At 57.2% G+C, this 18,696-nt stretch carries 23 protein-coding genes, 1 tRNA gene and 2 pseudogenes; 19 read left to right on the top strand and 7 right to left on the bottom strand.

Going from position 1 to position 18,696, the window contains the following annotated elements:
• From WBC85_RS15535 to tilS, 8 genes are all read left to right on the top strand, one after another.
• A partial coding sequence (locus WBC85_RS15535) for a YbgC/FadM family acyl-CoA thioesterase (protein ID WP_424439308.1) occupies positions 1–341 on the top strand: 341 nt, incomplete at its 5' end.
• Positions 342–455: 114 nt separating this feature from the next.
• On the top strand, positions 456–1,151 hold the full coding sequence (gene tolQ / locus WBC85_RS15530) for a protein TolQ (RefSeq protein WP_424439305.1): 696 nt from the start codon (positions 456–458) through the stop codon (positions 1,149–1,151).
• 3 nt (positions 1,152–1,154) lie between these two features.
• Positions 1,155–1,634 (top strand): protein TolR, encoded by a 480-nt coding sequence (gene tolR, locus WBC85_RS15525; RefSeq protein ID WP_424439302.1) that lies wholly within the window; start codon positions 1,155–1,157, stop codon positions 1,632–1,634.
• Between the two features lie 10 nt (positions 1,635–1,644).
• Positions 1,645–2,697 (top strand): cell envelope biogenesis protein TolA, encoded by a 1,053-nt coding sequence (locus WBC85_RS15520; protein WP_424439299.1) that lies wholly within the window; start codon positions 1,645–1,647, stop codon positions 2,695–2,697.
• Between the two features lie 110 nt (positions 2,698–2,807).
• A complete protein-coding gene (gene tolB, locus WBC85_RS15515) occupies positions 2,808–4,127 on the top strand; it encodes a Tol-Pal system beta propeller repeat protein TolB (protein WP_424439296.1) in 1,320 nt (439 codons plus the stop codon).
• A 46-nt stretch (positions 4,128–4,173) separates the two neighbouring features.
• Positions 4,174–4,707, top strand: coding sequence for a peptidoglycan-associated lipoprotein Pal (gene pal, locus WBC85_RS15510; RefSeq protein WP_424439293.1), 534 nt, complete (start codon positions 4,174–4,176; stop codon positions 4,705–4,707).
• Between the two features lie 22 nt (positions 4,708–4,729).
• Positions 4,730–5,578, top strand: coding sequence for a tol-pal system protein YbgF (gene ybgF, locus WBC85_RS15505; RefSeq protein WP_424439290.1), 849 nt, complete (start codon positions 4,730–4,732; stop codon positions 5,576–5,578).
• A complete protein-coding gene (gene tilS, locus WBC85_RS15500) occupies positions 5,578–6,741 on the top strand; it encodes a tRNA lysidine(34) synthetase TilS (protein WP_424439287.1) in 1,164 nt (387 codons plus the stop codon). Before ybgF ends, tilS begins: the two co-directional genes overlap by 1 nt.
• A 19-nt stretch (positions 6,742–6,760) precedes the next feature.
• Here tilS and WBC85_RS15495 read toward each other — a convergent pair whose 3' ends face one another.
• Genes WBC85_RS15495 through hisA form a run of 3 tightly spaced genes read right to left on the bottom strand, consistent with a single transcriptional unit; the run spans position 6,761 to position 8,549 of the window.
• Positions 6,761–7,072: a phosphoribosyl-ATP diphosphatase gene (locus tag WBC85_RS15495; RefSeq protein ID WP_424439284.1), complete on the bottom strand. Its 312-nt coding sequence runs from the start codon at positions 7,070–7,072 to the stop codon at positions 6,761–6,763.
• Positions 7,069–7,830: an imidazole glycerol phosphate synthase subunit HisF gene (hisF, locus tag WBC85_RS15490; RefSeq protein WP_424439281.1), complete on the bottom strand. Its 762-nt coding sequence runs from the start codon at positions 7,828–7,830 to the stop codon at positions 7,069–7,071. Before hisF ends, WBC85_RS15495 begins: the two co-directional genes overlap by 4 nt.
• Positions 7,824–8,549: a 1-(5-phosphoribosyl)-5-[(5-phosphoribosylamino)methylideneamino]imidazole-4-carboxamide isomerase gene (gene hisA, locus WBC85_RS15485; RefSeq protein WP_424439278.1), complete on the bottom strand. Its 726-nt coding sequence runs from the start codon at positions 8,547–8,549 to the stop codon at positions 7,824–7,826. Before hisA ends, hisF begins: the two co-directional genes overlap by 7 nt.
• A gap of 131 nt (positions 8,550–8,680) precedes the next feature.
• Between hisA and WBC85_RS15480 the strand changes: the two genes are divergently transcribed.
• Entirely contained in the window at positions 8,681–9,073 is a 393-nt protein-coding gene (locus tag WBC85_RS15480) for a DUF2147 domain-containing protein (protein ID WP_424439275.1), read from the top strand.
• A gap of 129 nt (positions 9,074–9,202) precedes the next feature.
• A complete protein-coding gene (locus tag WBC85_RS15475; protein WP_424439272.1) occupies positions 9,203–9,592 on the top strand; it encodes a DUF2147 domain-containing protein in 390 nt (129 codons plus the stop codon).
• A gap of 4 nt (positions 9,593–9,596) precedes the next feature.
• Here the strand turns inward: WBC85_RS15475 and hisH are convergent, their stop codons facing one another.
• The gene (gene hisH, locus WBC85_RS15470; RefSeq protein WP_424439269.1) at positions 9,597–10,235 is read right to left on the bottom strand and encodes an imidazole glycerol phosphate synthase subunit HisH; all 639 of its coding nucleotides are present in this window, start codon (positions 10,233–10,235) and stop codon (positions 9,597–9,599) included.
• Between the two features lies 1 nt (position 10,236).
• Complete coding sequence (gene hisB, locus WBC85_RS15465) at positions 10,237–10,824, bottom strand: imidazoleglycerol-phosphate dehydratase HisB (protein WP_424439266.1); 588 nt, start codon at positions 10,822–10,824, stop codon at positions 10,237–10,239.
• A 136-nt stretch (positions 10,825–10,960) separates the two neighbouring features.
• Between hisB and WBC85_RS15460 the strand changes: the two genes are divergently transcribed.
• The 3 genes from WBC85_RS15460 (at position 10,961) to WBC85_RS15450 (ending at position 12,417) form a co-directional block, all read left to right on the top strand.
• On the top strand, positions 10,961–11,200 hold the full coding sequence (locus WBC85_RS15460) for an Lrp/AsnC family transcriptional regulator (protein WP_424439263.1): 240 nt from the start codon (positions 10,961–10,963) through the stop codon (positions 11,198–11,200).
• Positions 11,201–11,203: 3 nt separating this feature from the next.
• The gene (locus tag WBC85_RS15455) at positions 11,204–12,286 is read left to right on the top strand and encodes a CaiB/BaiF CoA transferase family protein (RefSeq protein ID WP_424439260.1); all 1,083 of its coding nucleotides are present in this window, start codon (positions 11,204–11,206) and stop codon (positions 12,284–12,286) included.
• 54 nt (positions 12,287–12,340) lie between these two features.
• Positions 12,341–12,417 (top strand) — tRNA-Arg (locus tag WBC85_RS15450).
• Between the two features lie 99 nt (positions 12,418–12,516).
• Here WBC85_RS15450 and WBC85_RS15445 read toward each other — a convergent pair.
• Positions 12,517–13,104, bottom strand: coding sequence for an SRPBCC family protein (locus WBC85_RS15445; RefSeq protein WP_424439257.1), 588 nt, complete (start codon positions 13,102–13,104; stop codon positions 12,517–12,519).
• 35 nt (positions 13,105–13,139) lie between these two features.
• Positions 13,140–14,045, bottom strand: coding sequence for an SDR family oxidoreductase (locus WBC85_RS15440; protein ID WP_424439254.1), 906 nt, complete (start codon positions 14,043–14,045; stop codon positions 13,140–13,142).
• A gap of 295 nt (positions 14,046–14,340) precedes the next feature.
• Between WBC85_RS15440 and WBC85_RS15435 the strand changes: the two genes are divergently transcribed.
• From WBC85_RS15435 to WBC85_RS15410, 6 genes and pseudogenes are all read left to right on the top strand, one after another.
• On the top strand, positions 14,341–15,072 hold the full coding sequence (locus WBC85_RS15435; RefSeq protein WP_424439251.1) for an AraC family transcriptional regulator: 732 nt from the start codon (positions 14,341–14,343) through the stop codon (positions 15,070–15,072).
• 161 nt (positions 15,073–15,233) lie between these two features.
• Positions 15,234–16,043: a helix-turn-helix domain-containing protein gene (locus WBC85_RS15430; protein ID WP_424439248.1), complete on the top strand. Its 810-nt coding sequence runs from the start codon at positions 15,234–15,236 to the stop codon at positions 16,041–16,043.
• Between the two features lie 32 nt (positions 16,044–16,075).
• Positions 16,076–17,347, top strand: a pseudogene (locus tag WBC85_RS15425) (ABC transporter substrate-binding protein).
• 63 nt (positions 17,348–17,410) lie between these two features.
• Entirely contained in the window at positions 17,411–17,644 is a 234-nt protein-coding gene (locus tag WBC85_RS15420) for a hypothetical protein (protein WP_424439245.1), read from the top strand.
• Between the two features lie 3 nt (positions 17,645–17,647).
• Complete coding sequence (locus WBC85_RS15415) at positions 17,648–18,307, top strand: carbohydrate ABC transporter permease (protein WP_424439242.1); 660 nt, start codon at positions 17,648–17,650, stop codon at positions 18,305–18,307.
• Positions 18,304–18,696 (top strand): annotated as a pseudogene (locus WBC85_RS15410) (carbohydrate ABC transporter permease); the annotation flags it as partial. The gene WBC85_RS15415 and the pseudogene WBC85_RS15410, both read left to right, overlap by 4 nt.

Raw genomic sequence — 18,696 nt, 5'->3', positions numbered from 1 at the left:
CCGGCATCGTCTATTATGCCAACTACTTGCGCTTTATCGAGCGCGCGCGCACCGAATGGGTGCGCGGGCAGGGCATTGACCAGACCCGCCTGAAAGAAGACGAGGGTCTTGTCTTTGCCGTGCGCCGCCTTGAGGCGGACTATCGGGCACCGGCGCGTTTCGATGACGATCTGACTGTGCGCACAACCGTCGAGCAAATGACAGGCGCGCGGATCGTGTTGCAGCAGGACGTTTTACGCGGCCCTGATGTGCTGTTTTCGGCCCTTGTGACGCTGGTTGCGCTCACGAGTGAGGGTCATGCAGCCCGTCTGCCAGCGATTATCCGCCGAATCGTCCATTAGAACAGGTGATTTCGCGCTTGTGATGTGCAGATCTGTTGGTTTTTCCCTTGAGGTCGGCTAAGGATAGATATCCTCAAGAGCCAGATCACTGGCCGGACAGAAAAGAGCAGGCAGATGGAAGCACAAACCCTTGCGATGGCGCAGGAGATTGATTTCTCCATGTGGGCGCTTTTTGCGCGCGCAACGATAACCGTAAAACTCGTGATGATCTTGCTGATCGGCGCGTCGATCTGGGCTTGGTCCATCGTCGTGCAGAAATACATGCTATATCGCGCTGCCCGCAGCGAGGCTGCTGTATTCGATCAGGCCTTTTGGTCAGGCGAGCCGCTGGATCAGTTGTTTGAACAGATCGGGCCGCAGCCAAACGGGGCTTCGGAAAAGATTTTCGCAGCCGGCATGACCGAATGGCGTCGCTCGCACCGTGTTGATGGCGGCCTTATTGCCGGCGCGCAAAGCCGGATCGATCGGTCCATGGATGTGGCAATTTCCAAAGAGGCGGAAAAGCTGCAATCGGGGCTATCCGTCCTGGCGACTGTTGGATCGACAGCCCCGTTCGTTGGCCTGTTCGGGACGGTCTGGGGTATCATGAACGCCTTTATCGAGATTGCAGAAGCGCAGAACACCAACCTTGCCGTCGTTGCCCCTGGTATTGCCGAGGCGTTGTTGGCAACGGGTCTTGGTCTTCTCGCGGCGATCCCGGCGGTTATCTATTACAACAAATTCAGTGCGGACAGTGATCGCATCGTTGGCGGCTATGAGGCCTTTGCCGATGAGTTCGCCACAATCCTGTCGCGCCAGTTGGACAGTTAAGCCATGGGCGCAGGAGTTATGCAAAAGGACGCTGGCGGCCAGCGGCGCAGACGTCGCGGCGGGCGCGCCCGTCCGATGGCGGAGATCAACGTGACGCCCTTCGTTGACGTCATGTTGGTCTTGTTGATTATCTTTATGGTGGCCGCGCCGCTTATGACGGTTGGCGTGCCTGTAGAGTTGCCCAAGACCGCAGCGGGCGCATTGCCCTCAGACGCGGAAGAGCCGTTGACGGTGACGATTGCCGCAGACGGGCGGGTGATGATCCAGACGACGGAAACCGATATCGGCGAACTGGTCACCAAGTTGCAAGCCATTGCGTCAGAACGCGCAAGCACGCGGGTTTACCTGCGCGCCGATGGCTCTGTGGCCTATGAGCAGGTCGTGCAAGTCATGGGCGCGCTGAATGCGGGCGGATTTTCCGACATCGGCCTTGTCACGGATACCGGCGGTCCCGAGTTGAACGCCGACCTGACGGGCAACTAGGGCGCGCGCGGTGCAAAAGAGCACCTACATATCAGCTGGCGGTCATGCCTTGCTGCTGGGCTATGCCTTTTTCGGGGGTCTGTTTAATGCAGAGCCGCTGGAATTGCCGAGCATGGATGTTTCTGTCGTCTCCGAAGCGGAATTCGCGGCGCTAACGCAAGCTGCCCAGCCCCCCGATGTTGTGCCCGACGCGCCTGAACCTGTGCTGAGCCAGCCAGAAGCAGAGCCGGAGCCGGTCGTGGTTGCCCCGACACCAGAGCCTGAACCGCAGCCGCGTCCGGAAGCGCCGCAGATCGTCACGCCAGAGCCGCCAGCGCCGCAACCTGTGGAGCCGGAGCCAGCGCCCGTACCTGCGCCGGAACCCGAAGCGGTGGTCATTCCTGACGTCGCCCCGGATACATCGCTACGCCCGAAACCGCGGCCCGCGGATCGCGTTGCGCCCGAAGCGGTTGCTGCGCCAGAACCAGACGTTGCTATCGACAATACGGCCCAAGAGGCGACGCAGCCCGATGCAAATGCCGAACAGGTGATTGAAGAACAGTCCGAAACCGCACCCGAAGAGGCGGTGACCGAAATCGTGACCGAGGCCGAGCAACCTGTCGCCAGCGCACCCACAACGTCACAACGCCCCAAAGCGCGCCCTCGCGACGTGGCGAGCAGCACGCCCGATACCTCATCAGCCGTCAGCGCTGCGCTGTCCGAGGCGTTGGGCGAACCCGCCGCGAGCGACGCGCCAAGCGGCCCTGCTTTGAGCGCGGGTGAAACCAATGCGCTGCGCCTTGCAGTGCAGAATTGCTGGGTGGTCGATGTGGGCAGTCAGGCGGCAAATGTGACGGTGGTTGTTGGCATGTCGATGGATCTGCGCGGCAAGGTGATTGCAGGTAGTCTGCGGCTGGTTTCTTCCAGCGAAGCGGATGGCGCGGCAACCGAAACCGCCTATCAAGCGGCGCGCCGCGCTGTGCTGCGCTGCCAGAAAGAGGGCTATGACCTTCCGGAAGACAAATATGAGCAATGGAAAGAGATCGAAATGACGTTCAATCCCAAGGATATGCGCATTAGATGAGTCTCTTTCGTCACATACCATGGGCAAGCGCCTGCCTATCACGCGCAAACCCCTTTTTTATAAAGCGCGCACACCGTACAGTGCCCCGAAAAGCAGTAGCAGGACAGGCAATGACCCTGAGAGTAATGATCGCGATTTTGGCAATGCTTGCAGTGCCAACACAAATGTTGGCGCAAAGCGGCCCGCTGCGCATTGAAATCACTGAAGGTGTGGTTGAACCCATGCCTTTTGCGGCACCTAATTTCGTGGCGGAAAGCACGGCTGCAAATGAATTTGCAGAGCGCCTTGCGCGCGTTGTCGTCAGCGACCTTGCTGGAACGGGACTGTTTCGCGAAGTATCGCGCGATGCATATATCAGTCAGATCACCAGCTTTGATGCGCCCGTGCAATATGCCGATTGGAAAGCGATCAACGCACAGGCCTTGGTGACAGGTGCGGTTAATGTGAACGGCACAAGCCTAAGTGTGAAGTTTCGTGTCTATGACGTTTTTTCTGGTCAGGAACTTGGCTCTGGTCTGCAATTTGCAGGCACAACACAGGGTTGGCGCCGTATGGCGCATAAGGTGGCCGATCAGGTTTACGCCCGCATCACAGGCGAGCAACCCTATTTCGACAGCCGCGTGGTCTATGTGTCCGAACAGGGCCCAAAGGACAAGCGTCGCAAGCGGCTCGGGATCATGGATTATGACGGGGCGAATGTGCAGTATCTGACGGGCTCAGAAGATCTCGTGCTTGCGCCGCGCTTTTCCCCGACCGGAGATCGCGTGCTCTATACGTCCTATGAAACCGGCTTTCCGCGCATCTATGTGCTTGATGTTGGCTCTGTGCAGCGCCGCGTCCTGGAAAGCCAGGAAGGGTCCATGAGCTTTGCGCCGCGCTTTGCCCCTGACGGGCGCACAGTTGTCTATTCGCTCGCCCGTGGCGGAAACACGGATATCTACAAAATGGATGTCAGCAGTGGTTCTAGCGCGCGCCTGACTTCTGCGCCGTCAATCGAAACCGCGCCCAGCTACAGCCCCGATGGCAGCCGGATTGTCTTTGAAAGCGATCGTTCAGGTAGCCAGCAGATCTACATCATGGGGGCCAATGGCGGCGAGGCCAAGCGCATCAGTTTCGGTCAGGGGCGTTATGGCACGCCGGTCTGGTCACCGCGCGGTGATTTGATCGCGTTCACCAAGCAATCGAAAGGGCGCTTTCATATTGGCGTCATGCGCACCGATGGCTCTGAAGAACGCCTGCTAACCGCCTCCTTCCTTGATGAAGGGCCAACATGGTCCCCGAACGGGCGGGTCATCATGTTCACCCGTGAAACCCAGGGTGCTTCTGGTTCCGCATCGCTCTACTCGGTCGATATCTCGGGACGAAACCTTAAACGTATTCCCACAGAAGGCGGTGCCTCCGATCCTTCGTGGTCACCGCTTCAGCGCTAGGCTGGACCCCTTGTTAAACATCATAATAAAGCAGTGAGATAAGCAGATGAAAATGATCACCAAAGCCGTGCTACTGACTGGCGTTCTCGCGCTGGCGGCCTGTTCTAACAAAAGCGATTTCGAGGGCGATGACGTCGTTGATCTGAATTCGGGCGCAGGGCTCGATGCGAATGCTGGCGCAGGTCTGGACGCGGGCGGTGCGAATGATCCAACATCGGTGGCCTTTTTCCAACAAAGCGTTGGCGACCGTGTCCTCTTTGAAGTGGATCAATCCACGCTAACAGGGCAGGGCCGTTTGATCCTGGATGGTCAAACACGCTGGCTCATCACGAATTCCGATTACACAGCCATCATCGAAGGTCATGCGGACGAGCAAGGCACGCGCGAATACAACGTCGCCCTTGGCGAGCGCCGCGCGAACACTGTGCGCGACTACCTTGTCAGCAAGGGTGTGCCATCCTCGCGCCTGCGGGTTGTCAGCTATGGCAAAGAGCGCCCGATTGAAATTTGCAGCGCCGAGGGGTGTTATGCTAAGAACCGTCGCGCTGTAACTGTGCTTGCGGCAGGTCTGTCCGGATAAGGCCGCTTTGGGAGAAACGCCAATGATTGCTCGTGTAACACGCCCTTTGGCCGCCGCCGCATTCGCGCTGTGTCTTTTGCCGACGTTTGGCGTCGCTCAAGACGCCAAGGCGCAAACGCTCGCGGATATTCGTCAGGACCTTACCGTGTTATTCGTTGAAATGCAGCGCCTGAAACGCGAGTTGTCCACGTCTGGCAGCGCCGTTCCCGTCATCGGCGGAGCCGGCGCGAGCGAGCGGATTAACTCTGTTGAAGGCGAATTGCAGCGTTTGACGGGGAAGATCGAGCAGCTCGAGTTTCGTATTGAGTCCATCGTCAAGGACGGTACCAACCGAATTGGTGATCTCGAATTCCGTTTGGTTGAACTGGAGGGCGGCGACGTCAGCACCCTTGGCGAAACCAGCACCCTTGGCGGCGGCGCATTGCCAACCGCGCAAGGTGCTGCGCCCCAGCAGCCAAATGGCAACGATGTCAACAGCGCGCAGCTTGCCGTGGGCGAACAGGCCGATTTCGATGCCGCCGACAGCGCCCTCAGCTCGGGTGACAATGCCTTGGCCGCCGAGCAATTTGCGCTTTTCACCCAGAATTATCCAGGCAGCCCGCTTGAAGGGCGGGCACGCCTCAAACAAGGCGAAGCCAATGAAGCCGCAGGTGACACACGCGAAGCCGCGCGCGCCTATCTGGAAGCTTATTCGCGCGACCCCGCGAGCGATATCGCGCCCGAAGCGCTGTTTCGTCTGGGGCGCACACTTGGGCGTTTGGGCAAAGTGTCAGAAGCCTGCGTCACCCTTGGCGAAGTTAGCACGCGCCATCCCGGCACAGCCGCTGCCAGCAATGCGCAAGCAGAAATGAGCGCGCTGAGCTGTTCGTAATGCTCAACGAAAACCTCTTGAATGGGCAGGCCCCTTTGGGAATTGCCCTATCAGGGGGCAGCGATTCAACGGCTTTGTTGGTTCTTGCCGCTCAGGCACTTGGCGGCTCTCAATTGCGTGCAGTCACTGTAAATCACGGCCTTCGCACGGAAGCGCAGGCAGAAGCGCTTGCCGCTGGCAAGACCTGCGCTGCGCTCGGTGTGGCCCATGATATTGTGGCGCTAGATCTGGATGCCGGCAGTGATCTACAGGCGCGTGCGCGCACCGCACGCTATAACGCCCTCGCGGCATGGGCAAAGCGCAATAACATCGCTGCAATCGCGCTTGGGCATACCGAAGACGATGTCGCCGAAACCTTTTTGATGCGCCTTGCGCGCGGCTCCGGGGTGGATGGGCTTGCACAAATGCCAGCGCGCTTTGAACGCGGTGGCGTCACGTTTTTGCGCCCGCTGCTTGGGGCGCGCCGCAGCGGATTACAAAGCCTGCTGCGCGAGCGAAGTATCGCTTGGAGCGAAGATCCATCCAACACAGATACACGCTACACCCGCGTTAAAATGCGCCGCGCAACACCCGAGCTTGCCAAGCTTGGCCTGACATCCGAACGCCTGAGCCAAACCGCCAAATGGATGCGCGCGGCGTCCGAAGTGCTTGAACAAGCTGCCGAAAACTGGATTGCGCAGCATGCCCGGGCGGACCATGGCGATGCGGTTTTTGATCGGGATGCGTTGCGCGCAGCGCCTGACGAAACCGCAAGCCGCGTTCTATCGCGCGCCCTGTGCAACATTTCTGGCAATCCCTATCGCCCGCGTCTCAACGCCTTGCAAAGCGCGCTGCACAGCGATGCCGCGATGACCGTTCATGGATGCCTGATCTATCCTCACGCCACCCATCTGCGTGTCACCCGCGAGTATAACGCAATCACCTGTGAAGAGCGGCGCTGGAAGGTGAGCGGTGGAAATCTTGATAGCTATCGCCTTGCGCCTTTGGGCGAAACTGGCCTCAATCAAATCAAGAACTGGCGCGAAACGGCCCTGCTTCCGCGCCGCTCCTTGCTTTCAAGCCCTGCGATCTGGGACGGGGGGCAGGTCATCGCGGCGCCACTGGCCAAACCCGATGGAATCTGGAGCGCAGTGGCCTCAGACCCGCTTCATTTTGCCAAATAAACTCAAATCCTGCGCCTGTTTAGGTGCGCGCGGCTTTTTCGGCGATCCCCGAAATCCCTTCGCGCCGGGCAAGCTCGGCTTCAACCTCTGCCAGCGTGACATCGCGCGCGGCCAGCATGACCAGCAGATGGTAGAGCACATCAGCCGCCTCTGACGTCAGTGCGGCCTTGTCGCCCTTCACCGCTTCGATAATCGCCTCGATGGCTTCCTCGCCGAATTTTTCGGCGCATTTTTCAGGGCCTTTGGACAAAAGCTTTGCGGTCCAGCTATCTGATCCGCCCTCTGCCTTGCGCGCTTCGATTGTGGCGAAAAGATCGTGCAAAATGCTCATGTCAGCCTCACTGGAATGCCTGCGGCGGCCATGTGCTGTTTGGCCTCGCCGATGGTGTATTCCCCGAAATGGAAGATTGACGCGGCAAGGACCGCGCTTGCACCACCTTTGGTGACGCCCTCGACCAGATGATCCAGATTGCCGACGCCGCCAGAGGCGATGACTGGCACATTCACCGCATCCGATATCGCGCGGGTCAGCGGCAGGTTAAAGCCCGCTTTTGTCCCATCGCGGTCCATCGAGGTGAGTAGAATTTCCCCTGCGCCCTTTTCAGCAACAAGGCAGGCGAATTCGACAGCATCAATCCCGGTGGATTTGCGACCACCATGGGTGAAGATTTCCCAGCGGCCCGGCTCAACGGTTTTGGCATCGATGGCGCAGACGATGCATTGGCTCCCGAACTGATCCGCGGCTTCACTTAGAACATCAGGGCGCGCCACAGCGGCAGAGTTGAAACTGACCTTGTCCGCGCCTGCCAGCAGCAATGCGCGCACGTCTTCGACTTCGCGTACGCCGCCGCCCACGGTAAGGGGGATGTAGCATTGCTCGGCTGTGCGCTGCACAACGTCAAACATGGTGCCGCGGTTTTCGTGCGTCGCGTGAATATCAAGGAAGCAGAGTTCATCCGCGCCCGCCAGATCATAAGCGCGCGCGCTTTCCACGGGATCGCCCGCATCGCGCAGGCCAACGAAATTCACGCCCTTGACGACGCGGCCGTCGGCCACATCAAGGCAAGGGATGATCCGTGTCTTCAGCATTGCCCGAGCACCTTGAGCGCTTCGCCCAGATCAAGCGCCCCGTCATAGAGCGCGCGCCCGGATATCGCGCCGTCGAGCTTTGCGCCGCAATCGCGCAGGGCAATAAGATCGTCCAAGGAAGACACGCCCCCTGATGCGATCACTGGAATAGAAACCGCGCGCGCAAGTGCGGCCGTCGCATCTATGTTCGGCCCCTGCATTGCGCCATCGCGGTTGATGTCCGTGTAAATGATCGCCGCGACGCCTGCGTCCTCGAAGGAACGCGCAAGGTCGGTGACCTCGACGTCGGTTTCTTCGGCCCAGCCTTTGGTTGCAACCTTGCCGCCGCGCGCATCAATGCCAACAGCCACATGGCCCGGAAAGGCCTTGGCCGCTTCGCGCACCAAATCAGGGTTTTCAACCGCGACTGTTCCAAGGATCACCCGCTGCAAACCCTTGTCGAGCCAGCGCTCGATCGTTGCCATATCGCGAATGCCGCCGCCAAGTTGGGCGGGCACGTTGCAGGCTTTCAAGATGGCCTCGACAGGGGCGGCATTCACCGGTTCGCCCGCGAAAGCGCCGTTCAGATCAACCAGATGAAGCCACTGACAACCAGCCTCGACAAAGGCCAGTGCCTGCGCCGCGGGATCGTCATTAAAGACCGTTGCCTTGTCCATTTCACCGCGCAAAAGGCGCACGGCCTGTCCGTCTTTAAGATCAATTGCGGGATAGAGGATCATAGCGCGGGGCCCTTTCATTTCTTGCGCTTTGCATTGGCATGGGTTCGCCGAATTTGCAACGGGGCGTCGCGTTAAGGGTTGCTTTGTTGCGCGCGCGCTTGCAGGCTTTGCGCAAACATTGGGAGAAAATCATGAAAACACTATTTACTGCTGCCGCCTTCGCCGCGATTGCTGCAACGTCCGCTTTTGCTGATCCGGTTTACGGGACGTGGCAAACCACCAAGGATGACAATGGGAACTACGGCCTGATCGATGTTGCGCCTTGCGGTTCGAAAATTTGTGGCACTTTGGTCAAGTCGTTTGACTCTTCGGGCAAGTCCTTCAAATCGGCAAACCAAGGCCGCAAGCTTATTTGGGACATGGTAAACACTGGTGGCGGAAGCTACGGCAAAGGTAAGGCCTATTCCCCTGATCGTGACAAAACCTATAGCGGCAAGCTAAAACTGGCAGGAAACAAGCTTACAGTGCAAGGCTGTGTGCTGGGCGTATGCCGTGACGGTGGGACGTGGTCGAAAGTAAAATAGTCGCTTCATTCACAAAATTATTACAGTGCAAAAAACCTGTAGGCGCTGGAAGCTTTCAGGTGTAGGGCGGCGGTAGCGCAGGGATATTGCGCTCCGCGCGGCGCGGGATTCGCCGCTTGGATCACGCACATGACACGCTTCGGGTTTGGATTTGTCCTTTCTCTTCTGCTTTCGCCCATCGCGGCGCAGGCTGGAAACCCTATCGGCATCTGGCACACAGAACCTGATGCAAAAAAGCAAACGGCACATGTTCAGGTGACAAAATGCGGCTCTGGCTATTGCGGCAAAATGGTGCGCGCGTTCGATCAATCGGGCAGGCAGATTTCTCACAAAAACGTAGGTAAGCGTTTGTTCTGGGATGCTGTGCCGACGGGCAAGGGCGACTATTCTGGTCGCGCTTACGTGCCGCTGTTGAACAAAGATTTCCCAGCGACGATGACTGTCACCAATTCACGTATGATCGTAAAAGGATGCGGCGGTCCCGTTTGCAAATCGCAGCGCTGGAACCGCGTCAACTAAAGCGTCACGGTGCCCACGTCAGGAAATTAGAGATCAGCCGCAGGCCAACCTGTTGGCTTTTCTCTGGATGGAACTGCATCCCGAGCATTGTATCGCGCCCGACGATCGCAGTGATGTCGCCCGCGTAATCTACGTGGGCAAGCCGTTCGGCGGGCTTGGCGACGTCAAAATGATAGGAATGCACAAAATACGTGTGATCGCCGCTTTGCACTCCATCAAAAACGGGGTGGGGCGCGTCAATAACCAGATCGTTCCAGCCCATATGCGGCACTTTCAGGCTGGCATCGCTCGGCGTGATCTTCACAACTTCGCCGTCGATCCAGCTTAACCCCTCTGTGTCTTCATATTCGCGCCCAAGCGTCGCCATAAGTTGCATGCCAACGCAAATACCAAGGAAAGGGCGGGCCTTGACTGTGACCGCCTCTTGCAGCGCATCAAACAAGCCACCAGTGCCCTTCAGGGCTTTCACGCAAGCGGGAAAGGCCCCGTCGCCGGGAAGAACAATACGATCCGCGCGCGCGACGACATCGGCGTCGGCGGTGACGATAACCTCGCCAGCGCCAGCTTCGCGTGCCATCCGGCCAAAGGCCTTTTCTGCCGAGTGCAGATTGCCGCTTTCATAGTCGATTATAGCCGTGAGCACGTCAGAGCGTTCCCTTGGTCGATGGCACGGCATCCGATTTACGCGGGTCGGTTTCCACGGCAATGCGCAATGCGCGCGCGACCGCTTTGAATGCGGCTTCGGCAATGTGGTGGGAATTGACGCCATGTAACTGGTCTACGTGCAAAGTGATCCCGCCGTGTGTTGCGAAGGCCTGAAAGAACTCGCGCACCAATTCGCAATCGAACGCACCAATCTTTTGTGTCGGCAGATCAACATTCCAGACAAGAAAGGGACGCGCGGATAGATCAAGCGCACAGCGCACCTGTGCGTCATCCATCGGCAGGTGGCATTCACCATACCGGCGGATACCGCGTTTATCGCCAAGCGCCTGCGCCAATGCCTGACCCAGTGCGATGCCCGTATCTTCAACCGTATGGTGGTCGTCGATGTGCAGATCGCCCTTGGCGCGAATAGTCATGTCGATAAGGGAATGGCGCGCCAGCTGGTCCAACATGTGGTCGAAAAATCCAACGCCCGTCTGGTTGTCGTAAGTGCCTGTTCCATCGAGATTAATTTCGACAGAGATATCTGTTTCCGCTGTAGCGCGTGTCACTGTGGCCGCTCGCATGGGGCACTCCTTGGGCTAGCTGGTTTGCGTCCTTATAGGCAGGGACATCGCCTAGGCCAAGCACCCACGTTTCGCGATTGCGCTGGCGTGGCCTCTATGCCAGCTTTGGGGCTAAGTCAGCAAAAGGATACCTTCCATGTCTACATGCGTTTTCGTGCAGATCAGATGCAAACCCGGCACCACCTACAAGGTCGCTGAAAAGATCGCGATGGAGGAAATCCATTCGGAAATTTATTCGACCTCGGGCGAGTATGACCTGATCGTCAAAATGTATATCCCGAGCGATGAGGACGTAGGCAAATACATCAACGAACATCTGCTGCCGATCGAGGGGATTGAACGCTCGCTGACCACGATGACCTTCAAAGCATTCTAGATCGTGCTGTCTGGCATTAAAATCGTTGAAATCGAAGGGCTTGGACCTGCGCCCTTTGCTGGCATGATGCTGGCAGATTTAGGCGCAGAGGTCACTGTGATCCATCGCAAGGGCAAGGCTGGTGGCATCACTGCCAAAGCCAGTTTGCTGGATCGTGGAAAACGCTCTATCGCGCTGGATTTGAAAGACAGCGGCGACGTGGCGATTGCGCGCGCGCTGATCGAGCGCAGCGATGCTTTGATTGAAGGGTTTCGCCCGGGCGTAATGGAACGTTTGGGACTTGGGCCAGACATTTGCCTTAACGCGAACCCGAAGCTGGTGTTCGGGCGGATGACAGGCTGGGGGCAAACGGGCCCGCGCGCGCAGCAGGCGGGGCATGACCTTAATTACATCGCGACCTCAGGCGCGCTGCATTATGCGGGTTTGCCGCAGGCTGCCCCTGTGACGCCTGCCACCTTGGTCGGGGATATCGGCGGCGGCGCGCTTTATCTGGTGGCGGGGCTGCTTGCCGGGGTTATCAAAGCAGGGCGTACAGGGCAGGGATGTGTTGTTGATGCGGCCATCGTTGATGGCTCGGCACATATGATGAATCTTTTGATGGCCTTGGGGCAGGGCGGCGGCCTGTCAGCCAATCGCGGCGAAAGCTTGCTTGACGGGCCGCATTGGTCGCGCAGCTATCAATGCGCCTGTGGAGGGTACGTTTCGGTGCAAGCGCTAGAGCCGCAATTCTACGCAGCTTTGCTTGATGCGTTAGGGCTGGCCGAGGATGCAAGCATGGCCGCGCAGCACGACGCGCGCCAGTGGGATGCTCAGACAAAGCGGCTTGGCGATGTTTTCAAAGGCCGTTCAAGGGTTGAATGGGAAGCGCATTTTGATGGTTCGGAAGCCTGCGTCGCAGCGGTTCTAAACCCTTGGGAGGCCGCACAAGAAATACACATGCAGGCGCGCGGCACCTGGGACAACACACAAGCACATTTGCAAGCCGCACCAGCGCCACGGTTTGACGGGCAAACCCCGAAAATCAAAGCAGCGCCAGCGCGCGATGCAGATCGCGCGGCCATTCTTACCGAAATCGGGCTGGCATAGTCGATATTTGCGCTTGCACCACGCACCCGCTTTGCGCGATAGAAAGCCCCACGCGGTCCCGTAGCTCAACTGGATAGAGCACCTGACTTCTAATCAGGGGGTTGGGGGTTCGAGTCCTCCCGGGATCGCCATTTTCTTGCCTATTAGCGCAGAGCGCACTTTGGTCTTTGCCCAAGCAGATAGCGGCGCATGCTTGACCCCATAGGGAGAAACGCGCGCCGCCTTGATCCCTATTCCTTTTCTACAGCGGCTTTTAGTTCTGCGTTGAACTGTTGATACAACGGCATGAGTTGGGCCGCGAAATTCGCAGCATAAGGGTTATCGACAATCTCGTCGGATTGAACAAACAACGTGCGATCAGCGCAGGGCTGGACGTGATAGATGTGGTTGTCGTGACCGCCGCCAATGTCGGCGGGGAAGGGATCGGACCATCCGATCTTTGCGCCCTCTTCGTAAATCAGCGTGTGCGGGATTTTATTTACAATTGGCACGCCGCTTTCGTCGGCACCAAAGAGGAAGGTTATCACTACGCTCCCGCCGTTTTGTATGTCGCCGCTTATGCCTTGCAAGGTGCCTGTGCTCCAATTCGCCATAGCCTCAAAATCGGTTAGGGCGCTCCAGACAATAGCCGCTGGCGCGTCAATCAGGATCGATGTGTTTACGCTGGCGTGGGTCGCGCTCAACTGTGCGATTGCACCGTGCATCATTGTGGCATCGCAGGCCATTTTGTGTGTTTCGGCCAACATTGGTGTGGCCAGCGTAAGTGCGGTCAGGGCAACAGCGATGTGTGTGGACTTAAGAACGTTTGGAAGTTTCATGTATAATCCTTAGAAAATAGAAGGGGGTAGGGGTTTCAGAGTTTTGCGCGCAGCCTGTTCACCAATAGGTCGCTTTCCAGAATCTCGCCTTTGAGTGCGATAAGTTCTGTCACATCCCAATTGGCGCTGAGGTATCGCCCTTTGGCCCAATCCGCGGAGCCGGCGCACAGCCAGACTGCAAAATTCGCGGCGAGATCAGGATCATCGACAAGAAACTCGTGCATATGCGTGGGCATAGCGTGTCCGATATCTGTCGCGACCCCGCCGGGATGCAGGGCAAAGCACTTGATCCCGTCGGCGTAGTGATCGCTTTGCACAAATTCGCACAGGCGGTTGATCGCATGTTTGGAGGTTTGATAATCCGACGCACCTGGCATCACAAACTGCGCGCCGATGGACGAAATAAGGATCAGATGACCCCCACTGCGCCCGTCCTTGCGCCACTTTTGTGCGCTTTTGATAAGATAGGGCAGGGTGTAGCGGATCAGATGGTACGTGCCGCGCATGTTGACTTCCCAGTTGCGCCACCATCCGTCCGGATCGCTGTCTGCGATCTTGACCCAAGGCCCAAGATAGCCCGCATTGGCATCTGCCACGTCAATGCCGCCAAATTGCGCGGCGCAGTCCTGTGTGGCCGCCTCAACCTGTTTGGCATCCGTGACATCGCAGATCGAATAGGCACAAAGCGTGTCCGGGTTCGCCGCCTTCACAAGGCTTTGTGTCTCTTTCAGCGCTTCTTCCGAGCGTGCGGTTATGTAGACGGCTTTTGCTCCTGCCTGCGCGAAGGCGATGGCTGTTGCCTGGCCGATTCCCTTTGAGGCACCTGCGATGAAGACGACTTTACCTTCAGCGCTACCTTTGAGCGTGGATCGCGAATCTATCGCACCATAGCAGGCGTGATGCGCGCTTAGATCGAGGAATTGGGATTGAATGGATGACATTGGGGTGAACTCCTTGGCTGTTGACCCCCAACCTAGTGAGCAGCGTGGCGTCTTGCCTGCCACATCCTCTAAATGATCTGCCTATTCCTCCGAGGTAGCGAATGAATTGCTGCTTTCGTGACGACGTTTCGTTAGGGAGATAGGCGAGGAGGCACAAATGGACCTTTCACGATTAATCACCCTGGCGTGTCGCTATCATGCTGATGAAACGCAAAATTTTGCTAGGCTACCGAACCTTTCCATCTACTTTCGAGAAGATGTCAGTGAAAGTAATGCTGAAATTTATTAACCAGTGATGTGCCTGATCCTGCAAGGATGTAAAGTCACGTCCATTGGTGAACAGCGTGTTGATCTGTGCGCGGGCGAGGCCCTTCTGGTCAGTCACGACCTGCCTGTGACCTCGCGGATCACCAACGCCAGCAATGCAGCGCCCTATATCGCTCTGATCCTCTCACTCGATATGGGCATGGTTCGCAGCCTCTACGATCAGGTTGCGGATGCAAACATTCCTGAAGCGCGCGCACGTTCTTTATCTGCCTGGCCAGCCGATCCAGCATGGCTTGCGCCTTTGACACGCTATGTCGAGCTTATGGATAATCCGTTGGATGCTCAGGTTCTCGGGCCATCGATCCTACGCGAGATTCACTATCGCCTTTTGCTTTCGCCAAATGGCGGCATGCTGCGCCGCTTGTTGATCGCAGATAGCCACGCCAGCCGGATCGCCAAGGCAATTCAAATGCTGCGCCGAGAATTCCGAGCCACGCTGAGCGTGTCCGACCTTGCACATAGCGCGGGTATGAGCGCGTCTTCCTTTCACGAACACTTCAAAGCGGTCACAGGCACTACACCGCTGCAATATCAAAAAGACCTTCGCCTTATCCAAGCGCGCGCGCTTCTGGTGGAGAAGGGGTGGTCCGTGTCCGAAACCGCATTCGCCGTGGGCTATGAAAGCCCGACACATTTCAGCCGCGACTACAGCAAGAAATTCGCGGTGCCGCCCAGTCGGGACAGGGTGTCGCCGTCGTAAATGGTTGCCGTGAATGTAGGTCACCCACATCGAAACGCTGATGTGCGCATAAAGTTTTGGCGAGCACGGTCAAACAATAAAATTGACAGGTTGTTTAGAATCTGACGGATTGGGCAGAATTCCAAATATGGAATTTATAATTCACAATGTGAAATTTACCCATGAACCCGACTGAACGCACTTTGCAAGTTTTAGAGTACGTCATGGCCGCTGGGCCAGGGCCTCTGAAGCAGGTGGATATCGCGCGCGATTGCGGCTTGCCGGCGGCGACGGTCAATCGGATCATCAGGTCGTTGTCCGATTGGGGCTATCTGTTCAGGACCAGCGAAAAATACGTCGTTCGCAATTTCCGTCTGGAACGCAACGTGCCGATGTCGCAGGAATATCTGGCGAAGCTGGACAATACCATGCTGGCGCTGTCGGCCGAGTTGAATGTGTCGGCAGAGGTTGTGGTTGTCGCTGGTCACGAATTGTTGTGGCATTCCAAAACCGAATATCCTGATCCGAATGTCGTCATCCGTGCAAGCGTCGGCTTTCGTCGCTCGCTTTATGAACTTGACGTCCTCTCGCAGCTCTACCTGAGCCGCCTTGATTGGGAAGAGGTCGAGGCACGCTTTTTCACCGACGGTTTCTTTGAAACCCCGCGTGAAGCCGGGAAGGTCGGTCCACCGCTTTTGGCAAAGGCTGTAAAAGGGATGCTGGATCAAAGACGCGCTGACAACTTTGCCGCTGATCTGCTTGGCAACCACGTTGGCATTCGCCGCTTTGCAACGGTGATCCAGGATCCGAACGGCAAATTTTTGCACCTTTTAGCCTTGGCGGAACCCGCCGAAAAGGCCTGTGCACCAGTCGAAAAATACCAAGATGCGCTACTCAAGGCGCGCAACGAGCTTTCGGAACTTGTCTACCAAGAAAGTGCGGCTGCGCGTTTGCAGCCGAAATATTACGCCATGCCGATGCGTGGAGGATAAGCGCGGCAGGCACACACCCCAGGGAGGAAACTATGAAACACCTATTAACAACGGCACTTGTGACCAGCTTTGCGCTGGCCGCACCGTTTAGCGCCGCAATGGCCGAAACGGACGAGATAAATGTCGTCATGTTCGGCATGCCCTACACCAACGGCTTGGCGAAGCTGGCAGATGATTTTGAGGCCAAGACCGGCATCAAAGCCAACATCGACGTGGTCGGTCAGGATGTATTCGAAAGCCGCATCACCCTGTCGTTCACAGGCGGAACAGGCGACATTGATGTCGTTCATACGCCCGTCATTCAGGTTCAGAAATGGATTCAGGCAGGTTGGTTGTAGCCTTTGACGTCGCTTGTGTCCGAAGCAACGACATCTGATCTTTTGGCAGGGCCGCTTGGTGCCTACAAAGTGAAGGGTGAGCAATGGGCACTGCCGTTCATGGCGGGCGTTGGTCTGATGACGTATCGTGAAGATCTGCTTGAAAAAGCGGGCGCAGGGGTTCCCCAGACATGGGAAGAATTACTGGAGGTTTCGGCCAAGATCAAAACCGACGATCAGGCCGCAATTGCATTGCGCGCGGTGCCGGGCCAAGGCTTTAACATGTTCATCTTCCCGATGGTCATGCGCGCTTACGGCGGCAAGTTCTTTGCAGATTACGAAAACGGTGATCTGACACCTGCGATCAATTCGCCCGAAAACATCGAAGCGTTGAAGATCTACAGCAAGCTAATCAATGACTATGGTCCAGCAGGTGCGGGTAACTTCAACTTTGCAGAGGTCAATGCCGCTGGCCAGAATGGTCAGATTGCGTTCACGGTTGAGGGGACGGGCATTGTTGCCCAGCTCGTTGATCCGGATAAGAGCCGCTTTGCGGATGTCACGGGTATTGCTTTGCCACCAGGCGGCCCTGCGGGACGCTCCCCGGCGATTGGCGTTCATGGCATGGGCATTCCAGCAGATGCACCTGACGCAGAGGCTTCGGCAAAGTTCATCGAATGGGCTGTGAGTGCGGAAACAGTTGCGAAGATTGCGCTGTCTGAGTCCTTCCCGGATTTCACAACAGCCTCTGTTATCAAGAATCCGGATGTGGTTGCGAAATACGCGTCGATCCACCCGGATTTCTTGTCAACGCGGGTTGAAGCCCTTGATCTTGCGATTGGTCATTACCGCCCATTGATCCCTGAATGGCCATCCCTTGGTCAGGCGATTGGTGAAAGCGTGAATGCCGCGATCAACGGTTTGATGACGCCTGAAGCCGCTCTTGAGCAGGCCGACGCGGATATGCGTGACATCCTCGGCCAATAAGGCAAGCAGGTAAACTCATCTGGCGGGCACGCGCCCGCCAGACTTTCCCCTTAGAGGCATATCATGACAACCCAAGCAAAGAAGCGCCGTGGCGCAACCTACGAGCTGCAACGTGGCTATCGCTTAATGATCGTTCCCGCACTCATTGCGGTTGGTATCTTCGCGATTGTTCCGCTTGCGGGAATGCTCGGACTGGCCTTTAGCGATTACCATCTGATCCGCGGGACCAAATGGGATTTCGGATTTCATAATTTTGCAAAGATGCTGTCTGACAAGCGGTTGATGAATTCGGTCTAAGTCATGGCCGCGCTGTCGTTCTTTGGCGTTGCGCTTCAAGTTGTTATCGGGAGCGCCGTTGCCGTCGGCTTGCAAAAGATCACAGGACGCTGGCGGGTGGGGTGCGTGCTATTTCTGCTGCCCTATGCTGTGCCACATGTGGCCGTTGCCCTGATCTGGCTGTCGCTTTTCACGCCAACGCTTTCGCCGATCAATGCGTTCTTTGATCTGTTCGGGATTACGGTTCCTGCCTTTCTGACCAGCCAATGGGGCGCAATCGCAGCGATTGTAATCGCGGACACCTGGACGAATTTTCCCTTCGCAATGCTGATTATCATGGCTGCTTTGCAAGGCATTTCGCCCGATCTGGACGAGGCCGCCGCGATTGACGGTGCGACACGGATCAAAACCTTTATCTACATCACCCTGCCGCTGCTGGCCCCCGCATTGCTGATGGTCACGCTGTTCCGTTTCATCGACTCGCTCAAGCACTTTCCGATGATCTTTGTGATGACAAAAGGCGGGCCGGGCCGCTCGACGCAGGCGACGAATTTCTATGCCTATGTGCAGACGTTCCAGAACTCCAACGTGGCATATGGCGCGGCAATTGCGCTTATGCTGTTTTTGATGGCAGCGGTGATTAGCTATTACGTTGCCAAGCTGAACCAACGGGTGACCTCATGATTGATAATAGCCCCGCATTCCGCGCCAAACGAGGTGTCGGCATAACTGTCATGCTGGTCTTGCTTGCGTTTGCCGCAATTCCAACGCTCTGGGTGTTGATCCTGTCATTCCGCGCACCAATCGCCATTTTCGAGCCGATCTGGGAAAGCCCGCTTGCGCTGACGCTGGATAACTTTTTCAAGATCACACGCTCTGACTTTCCAAGCGCCTTGATGAATTCCTTTTTCACAGCTGGCCTATCGACTGCCTTTGCCATGCTTGTTGATGTTCCCGCCGGTTTTGCGCTTGCTAAAGCGCGGCTTTCGGGGAAGTTCATTGCGTCCTGGGTTTTGCTGTTATTGCGCATGGCACCGCCCGTCGGCTTTGTGATCCCGCTCTTCCTGCTGTAT

The organism is Planktotalea sp. (genome assembly GCF_049680325.1).
Lineage (GTDB): Bacteria > Pseudomonadota > Alphaproteobacteria > Rhodobacterales > Rhodobacteraceae > Planktotalea.
This window is presented reverse-complemented; position numbering and strand designations above follow the sequence as displayed.